Origin of the sequence: Mycobacterium paraintracellulare, from assembly GCF_000276825.1 — a bacterium.
Taxonomy (GTDB): domain Bacteria; phylum Actinomycetota; class Actinomycetes; order Mycobacteriales; family Mycobacteriaceae; genus Mycobacterium; species Mycobacterium intracellulare.
This window is the reverse complement of sequence record NC_016948.1, coordinates 2,122,178-2,139,802: the sequence shown is the minus strand read 5'-3', so window position 1 is coordinate 2,139,802 and position 17,625 is coordinate 2,122,178. Positions and strand designations below refer to the sequence as shown.

At 65.7% G+C, this 17,625-nt stretch carries 16 protein-coding genes and 1 pseudogene; 7 read left to right on the top strand and 10 right to left on the bottom strand.

What is annotated here, in order from left to right; all coding sequences use genetic code 11:
* Window positions 1-11: 11 nt before the first annotated feature.
* The 4 genes from hxsC to OCQ_RS09995 form a co-directional block, all read right to left on the bottom strand.
* A complete protein-coding gene (gene hxsC / locus OCQ_RS25975; RefSeq protein ID WP_232065654.1) occupies window positions 12-872 on the bottom strand; it encodes a His-Xaa-Ser system radical SAM maturase HxsC in 861 nt (286 codons plus the stop codon).
* Between the two features lie 296 nt (window positions 873-1,168).
* Entirely contained in the window at window positions 1,169-2,632 is a 1,464-nt protein-coding gene (hxsB, locus tag OCQ_RS10010) for a His-Xaa-Ser system radical SAM maturase HxsB (RefSeq protein WP_014384480.1), read from the bottom strand.
* 287 nt (window positions 2,633-2,919) lie between these two features.
* On the bottom strand, window positions 2,920-3,216 hold the full coding sequence (gene hxsA2, locus OCQ_RS10000; protein WP_139826590.1) for a His-Xaa-Ser repeat protein HxsA2: 297 nt from the start codon (window positions 3,214-3,216) through the stop codon (window positions 2,920-2,922).
* A 417-nt stretch (window positions 3,217-3,633) separates the two neighbouring features.
* Window positions 3,634-4,086, bottom strand: coding sequence for a VOC family protein (locus OCQ_RS09995; protein ID WP_014384478.1), 453 nt, complete (start codon window positions 4,084-4,086; stop codon window positions 3,634-3,636).
* Between the two features lie 155 nt (window positions 4,087-4,241).
* Here OCQ_RS09995 and OCQ_RS09990 point away from each other — a divergent pair, with 155 nt between their 5' ends.
* Window positions 4,242-5,510, top strand: coding sequence for a cytochrome P450 (locus tag OCQ_RS09990; protein WP_014384477.1), 1,269 nt, complete (start codon window positions 4,242-4,244; stop codon window positions 5,508-5,510).
* Window positions 5,511-5,514: 4 nt separating this feature from the next.
* On the opposite strand, the gene OCQ_RS09985 is transcribed toward OCQ_RS09990, so the two are convergent.
* The gene (locus tag OCQ_RS09985) at window positions 5,515-6,111 is read right to left on the bottom strand and encodes a TetR/AcrR family transcriptional regulator (protein ID WP_014384476.1); all 597 of its coding nucleotides are present in this window, start codon (window positions 6,109-6,111) and stop codon (window positions 5,515-5,517) included.
* A 69-nt stretch (window positions 6,112-6,180) separates the two neighbouring features.
* Between OCQ_RS09985 and OCQ_RS09980 the strand changes: the two genes are divergently transcribed.
* Complete coding sequence (locus OCQ_RS09980) at window positions 6,181-6,672, top strand: DUF1707 domain-containing protein (protein WP_014384475.1); 492 nt, start codon at window positions 6,181-6,183, stop codon at window positions 6,670-6,672.
* Between the two features lie 73 nt (window positions 6,673-6,745).
* Here OCQ_RS09980 and OCQ_RS09975 read toward each other — a convergent pair whose 3' ends face one another.
* On the bottom strand, window positions 6,746-8,227 hold the full coding sequence (locus OCQ_RS09975; protein ID WP_041784944.1) for a serine/threonine-protein kinase: 1,482 nt from the start codon (window positions 8,225-8,227) through the stop codon (window positions 6,746-6,748).
* 188 nt (window positions 8,228-8,415) lie between these two features.
* Here OCQ_RS09975 and OCQ_RS09970 point away from each other — a divergent pair, with 188 nt between their 5' ends.
* Window positions 8,416-9,801, top strand: a complete 1,386-nt coding sequence (locus OCQ_RS09970; RefSeq protein ID WP_014384473.1) for an FAD-binding oxidoreductase — start codon at window positions 8,416-8,418, stop codon at window positions 9,799-9,801.
* 13 nt (window positions 9,802-9,814) lie between these two features.
* Here the strand turns inward: OCQ_RS09970 and OCQ_RS09965 are convergent, their stop codons facing one another.
* Together OCQ_RS09965 and OCQ_RS09960 are read right to left on the bottom strand one after the other, a co-directional pair.
* Window positions 9,815-10,468, bottom strand: a complete 654-nt coding sequence (locus OCQ_RS09965; RefSeq protein WP_014384472.1) for a carboxymuconolactone decarboxylase family protein — start codon at window positions 10,466-10,468, stop codon at window positions 9,815-9,817.
* 2 nt (window positions 10,469-10,470) lie between these two features.
* Window positions 10,471-10,872 carry a nitroreductase family deazaflavin-dependent oxidoreductase gene (locus OCQ_RS09960; RefSeq protein WP_014384471.1) on the bottom strand — a complete coding sequence of 134 codons (402 nt, stop codon included), beginning with the start codon at window positions 10,870-10,872 and terminating at the stop codon, window positions 10,471-10,473.
* An 85-nt stretch (window positions 10,873-10,957) separates the two neighbouring features.
* Here OCQ_RS09960 and OCQ_RS09955 point away from each other — a divergent pair, with 85 nt between their 5' ends.
* Window positions 10,958-11,542 (top strand): TetR/AcrR family transcriptional regulator, encoded by a 585-nt coding sequence (locus OCQ_RS09955; protein WP_041784943.1) that lies wholly within the window; start codon window positions 10,958-10,960, stop codon window positions 11,540-11,542.
* A 236-nt stretch (window positions 11,543-11,778) separates the two neighbouring features.
* Here the strand turns inward: OCQ_RS09955 and OCQ_RS09950 are convergent, their stop codons facing one another.
* Complete coding sequence (locus OCQ_RS09950) at window positions 11,779-12,444, bottom strand: TetR/AcrR family transcriptional regulator (RefSeq protein WP_014382337.1); 666 nt, start codon at window positions 12,442-12,444, stop codon at window positions 11,779-11,781.
* A 120-nt stretch (window positions 12,445-12,564) separates the two neighbouring features.
* Here OCQ_RS09950 and OCQ_RS09945 point away from each other — a divergent pair.
* Window positions 12,565-13,869: pseudogene (locus OCQ_RS09945) on the top strand (cytochrome P450); the annotation flags it as partial.
* An 8-nt stretch (window positions 13,870-13,877) separates the two neighbouring features.
* Here OCQ_RS09945 and trxB read toward each other — a convergent pair.
* Window positions 13,878-14,870, bottom strand: coding sequence for a thioredoxin-disulfide reductase (trxB, locus tag OCQ_RS09940; protein ID WP_041784942.1), 993 nt, complete (start codon window positions 14,868-14,870; stop codon window positions 13,878-13,880).
* Window positions 14,871-15,159: 289 nt separating this feature from the next.
* Here trxB and OCQ_RS09935 point away from each other — a divergent pair, with 289 nt between their 5' ends.
* Both OCQ_RS09935 and OCQ_RS09930 read left to right on the top strand, forming a co-directional pair.
* On the top strand, window positions 15,160-16,827 hold the full coding sequence (locus tag OCQ_RS09935; RefSeq protein ID WP_014379887.1) for a nitrite/sulfite reductase: 1,668 nt from the start codon (window positions 15,160-15,162) through the stop codon (window positions 16,825-16,827).
* Entirely contained in the window at window positions 16,824-17,540 is a 717-nt protein-coding gene (locus tag OCQ_RS09930) for a sirohydrochlorin chelatase (RefSeq protein WP_014384468.1), read from the top strand. The genes OCQ_RS09935 and OCQ_RS09930 overlap by 4 nt, the downstream gene beginning before the upstream one ends.
* The last annotated feature ends 85 nt before the right edge of the window (window positions 17,541-17,625 follow it).

Sequence of the window (17,625 nt, the reverse complement as noted above, 5' to 3'; positions counted from 1 at the left end):
TATTCGGTGAATTAAATCGGAGCTATCCCGCGACTGAATTTTGGTCGCCCTGTCGAGAAGAAGCCTGCGCATTCGCGGCGAGCTGAGCAGTCATCGCATTCTGCCACATACGCGTTCTTCCAGTCTGAGATGGATTGCACCGAGAACTGTCGAATGCTGGGATCAAGCACGCAGAGGGGCAAGTTATAAATCGAAACATTGACGCCGGCCGCCGAGAGTACATCGATCCCAGCCGCTAACTGTTCTTGATAGTCGAGCGGATCGATCCAAAGCACACCGTCGTTGGCGATGGCAAAGCCGGTATTTTCCAGGCCCATCAGCGCAACATGATCCACGAAGGGCAGATTTCGAGCGATCCACGAGCAGGTTTCGCGTAGGCGAGGTGCAGTGATGGCGTGGAGGACAATGCGAATTTCAACTCGTTGACCGCGGTCCTTTAAACGGAGCACACCAAGGAGAGTCTGGTCGAAAGCTCCCCTCGCTTGTACGACGTAATCGTGTATGTGATCGACGGCGGCATATATTGGTATGCCTGCGGAGAGCTTTGGATGGCGAACCGCTGCCCAGGCGCTCGCAACGTCGGGAGAGGCGAAGGCGCGTCCATTAGTTAACACATGGACCGCCGTGTCCGGGAGCAGATCACGTGTTAGCTCCAGGACAGTGATGAACCTGCGCCATTCCGTGAGAGGTTCGCCGCCGGTGAATGTCAGTGTGGGCGTCGAGGGGTCGATTAGCGGCAGAGTGTCCTCGATCTCATCCATCAGCCAGCCGTCATCGACCGACTTAGGGGGCTGCGAGCACATCAGGCAGTAGTTGTTGCAGCGTTCCGTCACGAGGAAAAAGTTGTGCCTAGAGGACCGGCGGTAGAGCACCCGAAGTCGGCCGTTTCTAGGTTGGATGCGTAGCACATCGCCGTCGCCAAGCTCGGCGAATCCAGCGGGTAAGCGAACGTAGCTCAACGAAACCTGGGCGGGAGGTTCATCACGACTGATGGCGAGTCGGTAGCCATGAGCTTGGGCCAGTCTCCAATCGTCTGGTACCGCAACTAAAGCGGCATCCCGACCGTCCGCTGGGAAACTCGTCGGCGACCGAAGCCGCCAGGACTGCCGCTCCCCGCTTAGCTTGGCGAGGTCGGCTGCTGGCGCGCGCCCCGATAAAAGAAGCGGTTTCACTGTGCCCACCTCCGAAGGATTGCAGCATCCTCCGGGGAATATTCCAGTAGCTCGAACAGGTGCGTGATCACGCCTTTCTGCCGTTCGCAGAACTCCGACAGCGGCTTGATCCCTAACGAATCATTCTGCGTCGCATGGTGATAGACGGGATCAGCCCCGCAGTGGGGCTCAAAGACACAGCTTGAGCACTGCGGCGCCGTTTGCGTTAGTGAATCGGCGACTGCCGTAACCAACGTGTCAGACAACACCAGGTCCCGATAGCTATGCTCATGTACGCTGCCTAGTTCAAAGGTGCGGTCTCCCATCTCTGCAAGCATCCGAGCCTCATCGGAGGCGAACACTGCGCCGTCGTAGTTGTAGACAAGGGCTCCGAGGCCGGCCCCGGCCGGGCTTCTCAGATCGACATATCCGATAGGCACATCGCTCAGCATCCGGCGAAGGATCAATGCCGAATAGAACTCGGGGAAATGTCGGCCGGACTTATTGATCTCGAGGATGTAGCGGAGGCCGCGTTTCCAAAATCGGAGCCAATCCTGGGCTCGATACTTGTGAAACTGCTTCGTCTTGATCGCGTACCCGTAGGGAGACATCGGCCGAAGGAAGATCCCGTCGAGACCCTGCCGCAGATATTCGTCGACGATCTCCTCGACGCGGTCCAGGCTTGCCTCGGTTGTGGTCATCAAGGCACCGACCCTTCCCGGCCCGAGGCGCTTTTTGATGCGCTCGATCCCCGCCACCGCGAGTTCATAGCTGTTCTGTCCCCGGCGCGGTCGGTTCTTGTTGTGGAGGTCACGAGGCCCGTCGAGTGACGTCGACAAAAGGACGTCATGCTCAGCGCAGAAGTCCAGCACCTCGTCATTGAGCAGCGCCAAGTTAGTCGTGATTACGAACTGCAGCACCTTCCCGCGGGGGGCTGCTCGCTCCTTCGCGGCCAACACAATCCACTGGATCAGGTCAAAATTAAGGAGCGGCTCCCCTCCCTGGAACTCGATTTTGATCAGCGGAGCCGGTGCGGACAGCGCAATGTCCAGTGCCTTCGAAGCCGTCGCTTGGTCCATGTCGTAGCGCGCGCGGTCCTTACTTTGCCGAGACACTTGGCAATAAGGGCACGAGTGTTCGCAACGCAGCGTGACGACAAACAGGTGAAGAGGCGTCGCCGCTCGCAAGAAACTTAGGCGGCTACGCAAGCGGAGCGCTAGGAGCTGCCGCTGGGCAGTTTGCTCAACCGATCCGATGAGTAGGTTCTCAAACGCTCGCTCATATAGGCCGTCGCCAGGCGCAAGGTCGAGCGCACAAAGGCGGTCCAGTTCGGTTTGGGTCATCTCAGTCATGTCGCCAACCAAGTTGCCAACAATGAAGCGATCCGCGCCGAGCCGTTCGAAGCGGATAGGCAGGAGTTGAAGCGTCGACGCCGTAGGCAGAAACGAATCCGGTGGAGCGAAGCCTGCCACAATCGTCACTGTTCCTCTGCCAAAGATCCGAACGCTAGAGCGACAATTACGTCGCGGAGCCGGTCAGTCTCTCGCCTCACCTTCTCCCGAAGGTTCTCGTCTGTAACCAGATTTAGGAAGTGGGCACGCAGCTGGTCGTCATCAACCCCCGAAACCCGTGGTGAGAGCCAGCAAACGTATCGCCCATCCGCTTCGTCTATTCGGCAAGCGGCCTGGCCGATCAGGCGATAGGCAGCTTCCTGCAGTGCGCCGAGCGACTGCGTGGACGAGCTGAAGTCAACGACGATGTCCGACATTTAATACGAGCTGGACGCGTGCGATGCGTGCGATGCGTGCGATGCATGCGATACGTGCGAAGAGTGCTGCGGCACCATCATGCCGTCGCTCTTCTGGTCAACGGTGAAGCTCATAAGTGCTCCGCCACGCGACGACTCAAGCTCGGCCTTCGTCTCAGTTCCGACATCGGACGCCGCCGCTTCGGCGATACGAGCGTCGTCGGACTCGGCGGCATTCGCGACTGCGGGTGCGGTGGCCGGGGCCGCGAGGGCGCTGAGCGCGGTAGCAAGATTCAAAACTTTCGTAGTCTTGCGCATGTACATCCTCTCAGCTCGCCTAACCCGCGTTTGGCGATGCTCATCTCTTGCGACTTGGCCAACTGCTCGATCAGAGCGTAGACAGTTCCGCGCTTTTATGCACCGACAATTGTGAAAATTCCGGTTGCAGTGGTAACTCAGTCGGTCAACTCGCGGCGTCCATCGAAGGGCCATGCCCGCCGCGTCCGGGCCAAAGGTCTCGGGTATCGCCCTGCTAAAGGCCGCTGTCCGCAGCGTCGGGAAGAAGTGGCAAGCCTGGTTCACTCATTCGCATCGAGTAGGTCGACGCAAGGAGTAGGGGTGGCCCTCGGTGAGCGACGACCCGCGTCTTAATCAAGGCGGCAGTTCTCTCGGACGGCAAATTGGCCGTCTGCCGGCACCTGGCAGCTCGAGCTGCCAGAGTCATACTTTTCCGCCCTACGGCCGCGCCGGCAACGCCTTCAACCACCCATCCGAAAGCAACTCCAACAACTGCCCGTCCGGATCCCGGATCATCGCCGCGCTGGCGGACACTGACGAATCGACCACCGATCCCCCGAACTCGGCCACCCGAGCCAGCACTCCGGGAAGATCGGACACCGAGAACGAGATGTGCGTCAGCCCGATCTGGTCCATCACCCGCTCGGAGCCGGCATGAACCTGACGCTTCGAGTAGTCCATGAGTTCGAGCACGAACCCGTCCCGCACCAGATACGTCGCGTGCACGCCGAGCGGCTCGGGCAGCCCCACCAGCTGGGCTGTCGCCCCATCGGGCGGGTCGAGTTCCCACCAGAACTGGAACCCCAGCAGTCCCTCGTAGAACCGGCGCGACCGTTCGCGATCGGTGACGCATAACCCAACGTGATTGAAAACCGTTCGATGACTACTCAACCCAACCTCCGCAGCAAGTCAGACCCCTAATGAACGCAATCGCTACCGCCCTAAGCAAGCTTCTCCACGCCACTCAAAAGCGCAATAATGCAAAGATAAACCAATAAGCGCCCGTCACCGCCAACTAAGCAGACCGCTTCCGTGAAAGAGCTTCGATGGTCACACGCCCGAAGGTCCGGCCCGACGCCACCGTCGACTTCGACCATCATTCCGACGCGTTCAACCTCAACGAGCTGGCCGTCAATGCCGAACTGCGGCAACGATGTCCGGTCGCCTGGAACGAGAACTACGACGGCTTCTGGTACCTCAGCAGCTACGACGCCGTCAGCCACACCGCCCGCGACGGCGACACCTTCGCCCACAAATACGAACCCAACGCCGAAGACGGCGTCGACTACCAGGGCGAGATGGGCGTCCCGCGCCCCGACGGCCAACCGGCCCTGGGCATCGGCGAAGTCGACGGCCCCTACCACCAAGCCCTCCGCCACGCGCTGGCCCCGTTCTTCTCCCCCGGCGCCGTCGAGAAACTCAAGCCGTTCATGGAGCAGTCCGCGCACTGGTTCCTCGACCAACACATCACAACAGGGCAGATGGACCTGGTGCTCGACTACGCCAGCCCGGTCCCGGCCATCCTGACCATGAAGCTGATGGGCCTGCCCTACGACAATTGGCACTTGTACGCCAACCTCTTTCACTCCGTCATGGCCGTCCCGCAGGACAGCGACGAGTACGCCGACGCGATCGCCAAAGTCCCCGCCATGATGCAAGAAGTCATCGAATTCGCCACGGCCAGACGCAGCAACCCCGAAGACGACCTGACCAGCTTCCTGCTGCAATTCGAATTCGACGGCCACCGCCTCACCGACGAACAGCTGCTCAACATCCTGTGGAACCTCATCGGCGGCGGCGTCGACACCACCACCTCGCAAACCGCACTGACCCTAAGGCACCTGGGCACTCACCCCGACCTCAGACAGCAACTCATCGACCATCCCGAGCTCTACCGCACCGCCACCGACGAATTTCTGCGCTACTTCTCGGTCAACCAAACCCTCAGCCGCACAGTCACTCACGACGTCGTCCTCGGCGGCCAATGCCTCCGCAAGAACGACAAAGTCGTCCTCAGCTGGCTCTCGGCCAACCACGACGAAACCGAGTTCGACCGGCCCGACGAGATCATCCTCGACCGCGCACCCAACCGCCACGTCGCGTTCGGCCTGGGCCCGCACCGCTGCATCGGATCGCATCTCGCCCGGCTGATGTCGGCAGTGATGGTCAAGGCCGTCCTCGACCGCATCCCCAACTATCAGGTCGACGTCGAAAACGTCCACCAATACCTGGGCAACCCGAGCATGACCGGGCTGGGCAAGCTCCCGGTCACCTTCACCCCCGGAACCAGCCGGGAAACAGAACGACCGTGGTGATCACTCAAAGCACTTGCGCCACAACGCCGTCGACCAGTTCGTCGGGAGCCTGGGCGATGCCGACAGCCTGCAGGTGCCCGCCGATCGCAAGCGTCGCGATGCCGTGCACCAGCGACCAGAGCGGCCCGGCCACCTCGCGGGGATCCTGAGCCGCGACGATCCCGGCCTCCTGGCACCGGGTGATCGCGTCGAGCAGGTCCCCGAACGCCTGCTCGCCGGCTATCGCAAGGCCCTGCTCGGCCTTCAGCGACGCCCCGAACATCACCTGATAGTGATCGGGATGGGCGATGGCCCACCGCACGTAGGCGCGGCCGAGCTCGGTCACCCGTTCCTTCGGATGCGACGCGCGATCGGCCGCCGCGGCCAACTCGGCGTGCAGGTCGCGGAATCCCTGTTCGGCGACGGAGGCCAGCAGCTCGGCCTTGTCGGCGAAGTGCCGGTACGGCGCCGCGGCGCTGACCCCGGCGCGGCGCGCCGCCTCCGTGAGGGTGAACCCTTTCGGCCCCTTCTCGGCCACCAGCGACAGCGCGGCGCTGGTCAGCGCGCGCTTGAGATCACCGTGGTGATAGCTCTCCCGCCGGCGCACGGTCGACCGCTTCACAGCCATGTTGACGAGATTAACATTAGGGTCTATGTTAATGGCATTCACATCGGCGACCAAGGAGGCGACATGACGAATCTGCTTGAGACCACATCCACGCTCGCCGGCACCCACGACCGGGAGAAGACCGCCGACCTGCTCGGCCAGGCCCTCGCCCAGGGCTACCTGCAGATCGACGAGTACGACCGACGGCTACAAGCCGCTTTCCAGACGCAGACCGACCACGAACTCCGCGAACTCCTCGCCGACCTGCCGGTCGATCGCATCCGGCGTCGCGACCCCCGCCGGCGCGCCGCCCGCGTCGCCGCGGCCCGTCGCGGTGTGCGCGCCCACCTCGCCGCATACCTCGCCATGGTCGTCATCGTGCTCACCGTCTGGACGGCCGTCGCACTGACGACCGACGCCACCTACTTCTGGCCGATCTGGCCCATCCTCGGTGCGGGAATCGGACTCGGCAGCCACGCCGTGTCGATCCCGCGGCTCAAACAAAGCCGTTGGCAACCAATGCTTTCGGCCGTGCTTGCACCTGGTTCGTGCGCAAACCGCTATCACATCCGCTAGCGCGTTCGAAAGACATGTGGCTCCCGCCGCGTTGGCACGGCCCGGTACGCCGAAGACGTTGGCTTCCCAGTGATTACGACGCCGTCGCGTACTGCAGCACGGGTTCCGACGAATCGACGTGCCCGTAGCTGATGATCCGCAGCCGGTGCGGGCGGACCTCGTAGACGACGCCATCGACCGGATTGGTGACATCGAATCCGTCCTCGACGGGCTTGGCGTTGGAAAGCTCGATGTGGGCGCCATCGCGAATCCGCTCGCCGCGGTAATAGTAAGTCCCGCTGAGGTTTTGACACACCACCGCCAGCGACTTGGCGGTGCGTACCACGGCGGCCGGCGGGTTGCCCGGGTCGCAGCGGGCCGTCTCGCCGACGAACCCGAGCCCGTCGGCGCCCTTCACCGGACGCGACAACGTCGGCGTCAGCGGCGGCGGTGAGCTGGACGGCGCGGGAGGTGCGGCCGCTCGCGCTGACGACGGCCCCGGCGAGGCCGAACTGTTGTGATGAGTGCCGACAACGGATTTCACCGACAACACCAGGCCGGCGATCAGCAGCACCGTCGCCACCGCGGTCACCACGAGCGGCGCGTGGCCTACCATCAGCCGGCGCGCGGGCCGCGGCGACGCAGGGGGCGGCTCGGGGGCGTCGCCGTCGGGGCCGGTATCCGGAAGCGCCACCGCCGGGAACGGACGGGTGCGCGGGAGCGGGAGCTGGCCGGCCCCAACGGAAACCGGCTCGTACGCCGCGAACACCGCTTCGCTGGCGGCCCGGGCCAGTGCGCCGGCCGAGTCAAATCGCGCCGTGCGCTGTTTGGCCATGCCCCGGGTGATGATGTCGTCGTAGTCGCGGCCGACGCCGCGGCGCATGATGCTGGGCCTCGGCGCCGGCGACAGCAGGTGCGCGCTCTTCAGCTCCCCCGCGTCCTCGGTCTCGAACGGCGGCTGCCCGGTGAGGCACTCGTAGAGCACACACGTCAAGGAGTAGACGTCGGTCTGCGACCCGATGCGTCCGGTGGTGAATCGCTCGGGCGCCATGTAGGTCCGCGAAAGGGACTCGTCCCCGGCGGCTTCGGCGATGCCGAAATCGGCCAGGTAGGTGAAGTGGTCGTGGGTGAGCAGGATGTTTTCGGGTTTGACGTCGAGGTGCACCAGCCCGGCGGCATGTGCGGCGTCCAGGGCGCGCGCCACCTGGGCGGTGATCGATGCCGCACGGGAGGGCTCCAGCGCACCCTGCTCGCGCAGCAGGTCCTTGAGGCTGCCGCCGTCGTCGACCAGGTGCATGTCGATGAAGGGCACCCCGTCGATCTCACCGAAGTCATGCAGCGGCAGGACGTGGGGCTCCTGCAGCCGCGTCACCTTGCGGCATTCGCGCCAAAGTCGTTGCTGGAAGCCAGGGTCCGCGGCCGTCTCGCCACGTAATAGCTTGAGCGCGACCATCCGGTCCTTAACCGTGTCGTAGGCCCGATAGACCTCGCCCATTCCCCCGGCACCGATCAGTGATCGCAGCTCATACGGCCCGAACCGGGTACCGAGCCGCGAACCGCGGGACGAGGAGGCCACTGCGCAATCCTTTCGCAACGTCGAAGACAGTCCAGCCCGCGTGTTCCCGAATCGGGCGTCGACATAACGTGCGCAGGCTCACGCGTGTCGCAACCGCACGGCAGCGCCGCCCCCAACTACGGTGCGCCGCCGTCCCCCACACTCCCGATACAGTGAGTCACTGTCCGACGGGAGAAGGTGGGCCTTCGATGACCGACATGACAGCGCGGTTCGCGACGATCGTCGGCGCGCACCACATCCTAACGGGCGACGCCATCTCCGACGACTACGCACACGACGAGGTGCTGACCAAGCCCCCGCAACGACCCGCGTACCTGGCCAAGCCCGCGACCGCCGACGAGGTGGCGCAACTGCTCAAGGCCGCCACGGAACACCACGTGCCGGTGACGGCCCGCGGCTCGGGAACCGGCCTGTCGGGCGCGGCGATCCCCCGCGCCGACGGCCTGCTGATCTCGTTCGAGCGCATGAACGCCGTGCTCGAGGTCGACGTCACCAACCAGGTCGCCGTCGTCCAGCCCGGCGTGACGCTCACCGAGCTGGACGCCGCGACCGCCGGCACGGCGCTGCGGTACATGGTCCACCCCGGCGAGCTGTCGTCCAGCGTTGGCGGCAACGTCGGCACCAACGCCGGCGGCATGCGCGCGGTCAAGTACGGCATCGCCCGCCACAACGTGCTCGGACTGCAGGCCGCGCTGCCCACCGGCGAGATTATCCGCACCGGCGGCAAGATCGCCAAGGTCTCCACCGGCTACGACCTGACCCAGCTCATCGTCGGCTCCGAGGGCACCCTGGCGCTGGCCACCGAGGTGATCGTCAAGCTGCATCCGCGCCTCGACCACAGCGCCACCGTGCTCGCGCCGTTCGCCGACTTCGACCAGGTCATGCAGGCGGTGCCGAAGATCCTCGCCAGCGGCATGGCGCCCTACATCTTGGAGTACATCGACAACGTGACGATGGCCGCGCTCGTCCATACCCAGAACCTGGAGCTCGGCGTTCCCGACGACGTCCGCGACAGCTGCCAGGCCTATCTCGTTGTGGCGCTTGAGAACCGGACCGTGGATCGGCTGGACGAGGATGTCGAGGCGACGGGTGAGCTGCTCGCCGAGCTGGGTGCCGTCGACGCCTATGTGCTCGACGGCGGCGCGGCGCGCAAGCTGATCGAGGCGCGCGAGAAGGCGTTTTGGACGCTCAAGGCGGTGGGCGCCGACGACCTCATCGACGCCGTCGTGCCGCGCGGCGCGATGCCGAAGTTCCTGTCCACCGCACGCGATCTGGCAACGGCGGCCGGCGGTGCCGCAGCGGGATGCGGGCACGCCGGCGACGGCAACGTGCACCTGGCCATCTTCTGCCCGGACCCAGTCACGCGGAAGAAGCTGTTGACCGACATCTTCGCGCTGGCAATGGAATTGGGTGGGGCGATCTCCGGCGAGCACGGCCTCGGCCGCGCCAAGGCCCCGTACTTCGTCGAACTCGAGGATCCCGTCAAGGTGGACCTGATGCGCCGCATCAAGGCCAGCTTCGACCCGGCCGGGATCCTCAACCCCGACGTCGTGTTCGCTTCGGGCGACGCGTAATTCGCCAGACGCCCTAGCCGACTAACACGTCGTCAAGCGCCCGCAGGGCCGCCGCGGCGCGCCCGACGCCGTACTCGGCGCAGAAGCGAATCACGTCACGGACGTCGTCGGCGCTGAGACCGGCGTCGAGCGCGAGTTCGACGTGGCGGCGCAGCGACACGTCGAGATCCCGCTGGCCGACATCGGAGGTCAGCGCCATGATGGCGCGCTCGCGCCTGCTCAACAGGTCCTCCGACCACGCCCGGGACAGCTGCCAGTCGACGAATTCGGCGGCCCATTCGTCGGCGATGTCGGGGCGCCCCGCGGCGTCGCTCACCGCGCCGGGCCCCGGTTGCTCACCGAGATCACTTGTGTCCACTCCGGTTTCGACCGCGATCTCGGTGAGACGGGCCAGCGCATCCGCCGCCGCGGGGTAGCCCGAGTACGGGGCGACGAACCGGATCGCGGCCAACAATTCGGCGTAGGTAACACCGTGCATCGTCGCCGCCGTGACGTGCATCCGGAAGGCGAGGCCCAGATGGGCGCGGCAGATGTCGAGCGTCACGGTCTGCAGCAGCTTTTCGCGAACGCTCGTCCCCGGCAGCCCGAACGTGAACGCGGCCACCTCCAGTCCGAGCTTCTCGAATTGCGGATCCAGCTCCCCCAGCGGGCTGCTCGGCAGGTCCATCGTCAACGCGCCGCTGCCAATTGGCTCACGATGTCGAGGCGGAGGAACTCCGGTGCCTTGATCACCCTGCGCAGCATGAACCGGATGAACGCCGGCATGTCGGTCGCGTCCTCGTCGCGGAACACGACCGGGGCGCCGAGCTGATACCGCCGGCGCCGGGTCTGCAGTTCGCAGCCCCCCGCGGCGAGAACGTTGCGCACCCAATCGGTTTCGGGACCGTACGTCAGCGCGATCACAAATCCGTTGCCGCGCCGGAAGGCCCACAGCGGGGTGCGGAAGGTGCGCCCCGATTTGCGTCCGCGATGGACGACGATTGCCCATCCCGGCGCCCACGGGGCGATGTACTTGGTGAACCGATTGAGGCCGATCTTGTTGGCCCGGGCAACCCATCGCGGTGCTGGCATCTCCTTAACTCCTCACTTGGGGAATTTATGAGTCCACGGTAACGCCGCAGCATTCGGAAGTCAACGCCTGTAGAATTTCTGGATTGTGCCCCCCATTGGACGACGCCCGGGCAACCCCGACACCCGGAACGACATCGTGGCGACCGCTCGACGGCTGTTCGCCGAGTCGGGATACGACAAGACCTCCGTCCGCGATATCGCCGCCGGCGCCGGCGTCGACCCGGCGCTGATCCGGCACTATTTCGGCAGCAAGGCCGAGCTGTTCCGGTCCACTATGGGGTGGCCGTTCGACCCGGCCGAGGTCAGCGCGCGCATTGCCGGCGGCGATCGCGAGGAAATCGGCGCGCGCCTTACGCGGGTGTTCTTCGAAGCATGGGAGCGGCCGGACTCGCGCGCTTCCCTACTGGCGATCCTGCGGGGCGCCGCGACCCACGACGAGTCGGCCGCCCTGGTGCGTCAGTTCATTCAGGGCCAGCTGTATCCGCAGATGGCCAAACTGCTGACGGGATCGGATGCGCAACTGCGTGTCGATCTGGCCATGGGCCAACTCCTGGGCATCGCCTACTTGCGCCACGTCCTGCAGGTCGAGCCGATCTCGTCCGCTCCAGTGGACGAACTCATCGCGCGGGTCACCCCGATCGTCACCGCGCATCTCACGCCGCGGGATTAGACGACCTCGGGACGCCGCGGGCGGTAATTCGGTGCCGTCGCGGGGCGGTATTCCGGTGCGACGCCGGGCGGTATTCCAGTGCCACCGCGGTCCGGACGACCATACGAAGTGCCCACCTCCGAGCGACAACGCACTGCCGCGCATCGCGTTTGTCGCTCGGAGGTGGGCAAAAGGTGTGCCGCCTCGCGGAGAGACGAAAGTGGCGGATGTGACTCACCCCGGTCAACGGCAGCCGACTAGCTCGGCCCGGTGACCATCGGCATCAGGTAGTTGCGCACGTAGGTGCGGGTGTCGTCGATGGTGGCCAGGTTGATGCCGGTGTGCGGGGTGACGATGAATGACAGCGTCAGCCGGGTGTGCAATTCGGCGACGGTGCGAAGGTGGCGCTCCTGGGCTGCCGTGGTTTTCGACGTGCCGTAGAGCGCGGCGCGCAGCAGCCCCATGGCGTGCTCGGTGGCGAAGTCGAGAATGGCGCCCGCGTCGATGGTCAGGCTGGGCAGAATCGTTTCGGGCTCGGTGCGGAGCAGCTTCTTGAGCAAGGCGTGTTCGCGCATGAACGTCACCGAGAACAGCGTGCTGTAGACCATGCGCTCTTCGAGTGTCGTGCCACGCGCCCAGGCCTGCGCGTCGCCCTCGAGGAAGCGGCGCGCCTCGGCCAGCACGACGGCATCGACGAGCGCCGCCTTGGTCGGGAACCGCCGATACAGGGTGGCGCGCCCGACGCCGCTGCGCCGCGCGACATCTTCCATGGTGGTCCGGCGCATCCCCACCAGCTCGGCCTGTTCGGCGGTGGCGGCCAGGATGCGGGCGGTGATCTCGTCGGGGTTGTCGACCTGCGCAAGCACGACGGGATCGGGCTCGGTGAGTCGCCGCACGAACTCCGCCGTTCGCGTCGAGGTCACGAATCCCTCCTTGCCCGCTCGTCGCGGTCGTCGTATCGTAGCGATCGGAACATACGAGACATTTAGGGTCTCATTGTATCGCAGGGTGCAAGCGGGGTTGAGGTTCCGGGAGGGATCCGTATGCGTGTCGGACTCAGGGCCCGGTGGGCGGCCATGCACGGCGTGCCGCGGGCGTACTTCGCCGTTCAGGCCCGCCGCGGCGACCCCCTGGCGCGGCTGCTGCGCAGCGGAACGGCCGATGACCGCTATGCGCTGATGGAGCAGATCCGGGCGCGCGGACGCGTGGTGCGCTCCCCGTACGTGTGGGCCAGTGTCGACCATGCCGTGTGCCGACAAATCCTGCGGGACAAGCGCTTTGGTGTCACCGCGCCCAGCGAGATGGAATTGCCCCGCCCGCTGAAGGCGCTCATCGCCAAAACCGACCCCGGCGTGGCCAACCCGGTCGAACCACCCGCGATGGTGATCGTGAATCCGCCCGATCACACCCGCTACCGGCAACTGGTGGCACAAAGCTTCACCCCGCGCGCGATCGACTCACTGGACACCCGGGTCGCCGAAGTGACGATGGAGTTGATCGAGCGCACCGCCGCCATCCCGCAGCCCGATTTGATCGCCGACTACGCGATGCAACTGCCGGTCGCTATCATCGCCGAAATCCTTGGCCTGCCGCCTGATTCGTATCCGCGCATGCTGGGGTGGGGCCGCAGCGGTTCCCCGCTGCTGGACATCGGGATCGACTGGAAGACCTACCGCGACGCCATCGACGGACTGCGCGGCGCCGACGATTACCTGCTCGAGCACCTCCACAGACTGCGCGCCGGCCAGAAGAGCGACAATCCGTTCGGCCGCATGGCCGCCGACGGCTCGCTGACCGATCGCGAACTCACCGCCAACGCCGCGCTGATCGTCGGCGCGGGATTCGAGACGACGGTGAACCTGATAGGCAACGGCATCGTGCTGTTGCTGCAGCACCCCGAGCAGTTGGCGCTGCTGCACGACAATCCGGACCTTTGGCCCTCCGCGGTCGAGGAGATCCTGCGGTTCGCCAGTCCGGTTCAGATGACCGCGCGCACCCCGAACTGCGACGTCGAAATCGCCGGGGCCCACATCGCGTCGGGCGACATGGTCGGACTGTTCCTCGGCGGCGCCAACCGCGACCCGAAGGTGTTCATCGATCCAACGACTTTCGATATCACCCGGGCCAACGCGCGCGACCACCTCGCGTTCGCATCCGGCATCCACGCCTGCCTCGGTGCCGCCCTGGCCCGCATCGAGGGAGCGACCGCCCTGCGCGCACTATTCGAGAGTTTTCCCGATCTGCGCCTGACGGCTCCCCCACAACCGCGAGGGCTGATCAACTTGCACGGATACACCCGGCTGCCGGCCCAACTCGGCGGTCGCAGAACGACTCCGCCAAACTTCCCGTCTAAACCTCAGTTACGCAACGGTTCTCGACCTATAGCCGGCGTCACGGACGCGTCCACGTCGGTTTCCTCGTGGTCGGCGAGCCAGCGTTCGGCGTCGATGGCGGCCGAACAGCCGCTGCCGGCGGCGGTCACGGCTTGGCGGTAGGTGCGATCCACCAGATCCCCGGCGGCGAACACCCCCTCGATCGAGGTACTGGTGGTGCGGCCACGCACCAACACATACCCGTCCGCGTCGGTGTCGAGTACCTCGCGCACCAACTCTGAGCGCGGGTCATGCCCGATGGCCACGAACACCCCGGTCACCGCCAGCGTCGACTCCGCACCGCTCACCGTGTCACGCAACCGCAACCCCGTCACCGTCTCGGCGCCCTCGACCGCCTCGACCGCCTTATTGGTCAGGAAGTTGATCTTGTCGTTGGCCCGGGCCCGCTCCAACATGATCCGCGAGGCCCGGAACTCCTCACGGCGATGCACCAACGTCACACTGCGGGCAAACCGGGTCAAAAACGTGGCCTCCTCCATCGCCGAATCCCCACCACCGATCACCGCGATGTCTTGATCCTTGAAAAAGAACCCATCACAGGTCGCACACGAGCTCACCCCACGCCCCAGCAACTCCTGCTCCCCGGGCACCCCCAAATAGCGGGCCGCCGCGCCCATCGCCAAGATCACCGCCCGTCCGCGCACGGTGTCCCCCTCGCTGGTGGTCACCGACTTCACCGCGCCCTCCAGCGACACCGATTCGACGTCTTCCATGCGCAGATCAGCACCAAACCGCAACGCCTGCTCACGCATCTGATCCATCAACTCCGGACCCATGATCCCGTCGCGAAAACCCGGGTAGTTCTCCACCTCGGTGGTCGTCATCAACGCCCCACCAAACGACGTCCCCTCAAACACCACCGGCGCCAACTGCGCCCGCGCCGCATACAACGCCGCGGTATACCCAGCAGGACCCGAACCAATAATGATCACGTCATGGATGTCGGAGGAGCTCATAAGCGGCCACACTACTGTGAGTCCGGCCAATCCCTCTGGCCGCCAAGGCAACGCCGTGAAGCAGCGCACACAACGCGAGGTTGTGCCCTCACAACATGTGACCTCTACTGACGCCGGCGCGACTCGTGCACTATGGAATCGCGCCCCGTGGGTCCAATGACGAACCTGCGGGTGCCCACAGACCCAACATCATCGCGAATGCCCGGTAGCCGAGAAGGCCCGCAGCCCGCCTCCGGCCGCACGCCGCCAATCTGAGCCGCCGCGACGAAGTTCGCGAAGGAGCACGCATATGACCACCGCACGTCCCGTCAAGACCCGCAACGAGGGTCAGTGGGCGCTGGGGGATCGCGAACCCCTCAATGACACCGAGAAGATCAAGAACGACGACGGGCCGCTGAACGTCCGCGACCGCATCATCAACGTCTACTCCAAGCAGGGCTTCGACAGCATCGACAAGTCCGACCTGCGCGGACGGTTCCGCTGGATGGGCCTCTACACCCAGCGCGAGCAGGGCTACGACGGCAGCTGGACCGGCGACGAGAACACCGACAAGATCGAAGCCAAGTACTTCATGATGCGGGTCCGCTCGGACGGCAAGGCGATGACGGCGCACACGATGCGCACGCTGGGCCAGATTTCGACCGAATTCGCCCGCGACACCGCCGACATCAGCGACCGCGAAAACCTCCAACTGCACTGGGTCCGCATCGAGGACGTCCCCGAGATCTGGCGGCGCCTCGACTCCGTCGGACTGCAGACCACCGAGGCCTGCGGCGACTGCCCGCGCGGCATCCACGGTTCGCCGCTGGCCGGCGACTCGCTCGACGAGGTGCTCGACCCGTCGGCCGCGATCGACGAGATCGTCCGCCGCTCGCTGAACAACCCCGAGTACGCCAACCTGCCGCGCAAGTACAAGACCGCGGTCTCCGGGCTGCAGGACGTCTCCCACGAGACGCACGACATCGCGTTCGTCGGCGTCCACCACCCCGAACACGGCCCCGGCCTTGACCTCTGGGTGGGCGGCGGCCTGTCGACCAACCCGATGCTGGCCCAGCGGCTCGGCGTCTGGGTTCCGCTGAACGAGGTGCCCGACGTCTGGGAGGCCGTCACCCAGCTGTTCCGCGACTACGGCTACCGCCGGCTGCGCGCCAAGGCCCGGTTGAAGTTCTTGGTCAAGGACTGGGGCGTCGAGAAATTCCGCGAAGTCCTCGAAGAGGAATACCTCAACCGCCGGCTAATCGACGGCCCGGCCCCCACGCCCGTCAAGCACACCATCGACCACGTCGGCGTGCAGCGCATCAAGAACGGCCTCAACGCCGTTGGCGTCGCACCGATCGCCGGCCGCGTGTCGGGCAGCACCCTGTCGGCCGTGGCCGACCTGATGGAGAAGGCCGGTTCCGACCGGGCGCGATGGACCCCGTTCCAAAAGCTGGTCATCCTCGACGTCGCCGACGACAAGGTCGACGAACTGGTGGCGGGGCTGGACGCGCTCGGGTTGCCGTCGCGGCCGTCGTCGTGGCGCAAGAACACCATGGCGTGCACCGGGATTGAGTACTGCAAGCTGTCGTTCGCCGAAACCCGTGTCCGCACCCAGACTTTGGTGCCCGAGCTCGAGCAGCGCCTGGCCGACGTCGAGTCGCGACTGGACGCGCCGATCAGCGTGCACCTCAACGGCTGCCCGAACTCGTGCGCCCGAATCCAGGTCGCCGACATCGGGTTCAAGGGCCAGTGGATCGACGACGGTGACGGCAATTCGGTCGAGGGCTTCCAGGTGCATCTGGGCGGCGGCCTGGGTGAGCAGAGCGGCTTCGGCCGAAAACTGCGCCAGCACAAGGTCACCAGCGCCGAGCTGGGCGACTACATCGACCGGGTGACCCGCAAGTACCTCGAAAAGCGTGACAGCGGTGAGGCTTTCGCGTCGTGGGCGCTGCGCGCCGAGGAGGACGACCTGCGGTGAGCACGCTCGTCCTCACCGCGCACGGCAGCCGCGACCCCCGGTCGGGTGCCAACGCCGAAGCCGTGGCCGACCGCCTGAGGCGGATGCGGCCGGGCCTCGACGTGCGGCTGGCGTTCCTCGAGCTCAACGCCCCGAACTTCGTCGACGTGCTGGCCGGGCTGCCCGAGAGCCGCCGTGCGGTCGTGGCCCCGTTGCTGCTGGCCAGCGCGTATCACGCGCGCCTGGACATCCCCGAACAGATCGCCCGCGCCGGCGCTCAGGGCATCCGGCAGGCCGATGTGCTCGGCGAGGACGACCGTCTTGTCACCGTCCTGCGCGAGCGTCTGACCGAGATCGGCGTGTCGCCCCTCGACCAAGATCTCGGGGTGCTGGTCGTCGCGATCGGCTCGTCGAACCTGGCCGCCAATGCCCGCACCGCGAAGGTGGCGTCTCGGCTGGCCGCCGGCACCCGATGGGCCGGGGCCGCAACGGCGTTCGCCACCCGGCCCGAGGCGTCGGTGGCCCGGGCCGCCGACCAGTTGCGCCGCCGCGGCGCGCGCCGGCTGGTGATCGCGCCGTGGTTCTTGGCGCCGGGATTCATCACCGACGGCGTGTCAACCTTCGCCCGGGACAACGGGATTCGGATGGCCTCCCCGCTGGGCGCGCACCCGCTGGTGGCCGAGACCGTGCTCGACCGCTACGACGAGGCGCTGGCCGCCGACGCCGCGGCCTGAGCCCTGCCTCTCTCCTTCTTCCCGCCGAACGTCGAGTTGTTGCGGCAAAACGCCCGGAAACGCAGCAACAACTCCACGCTCGGCC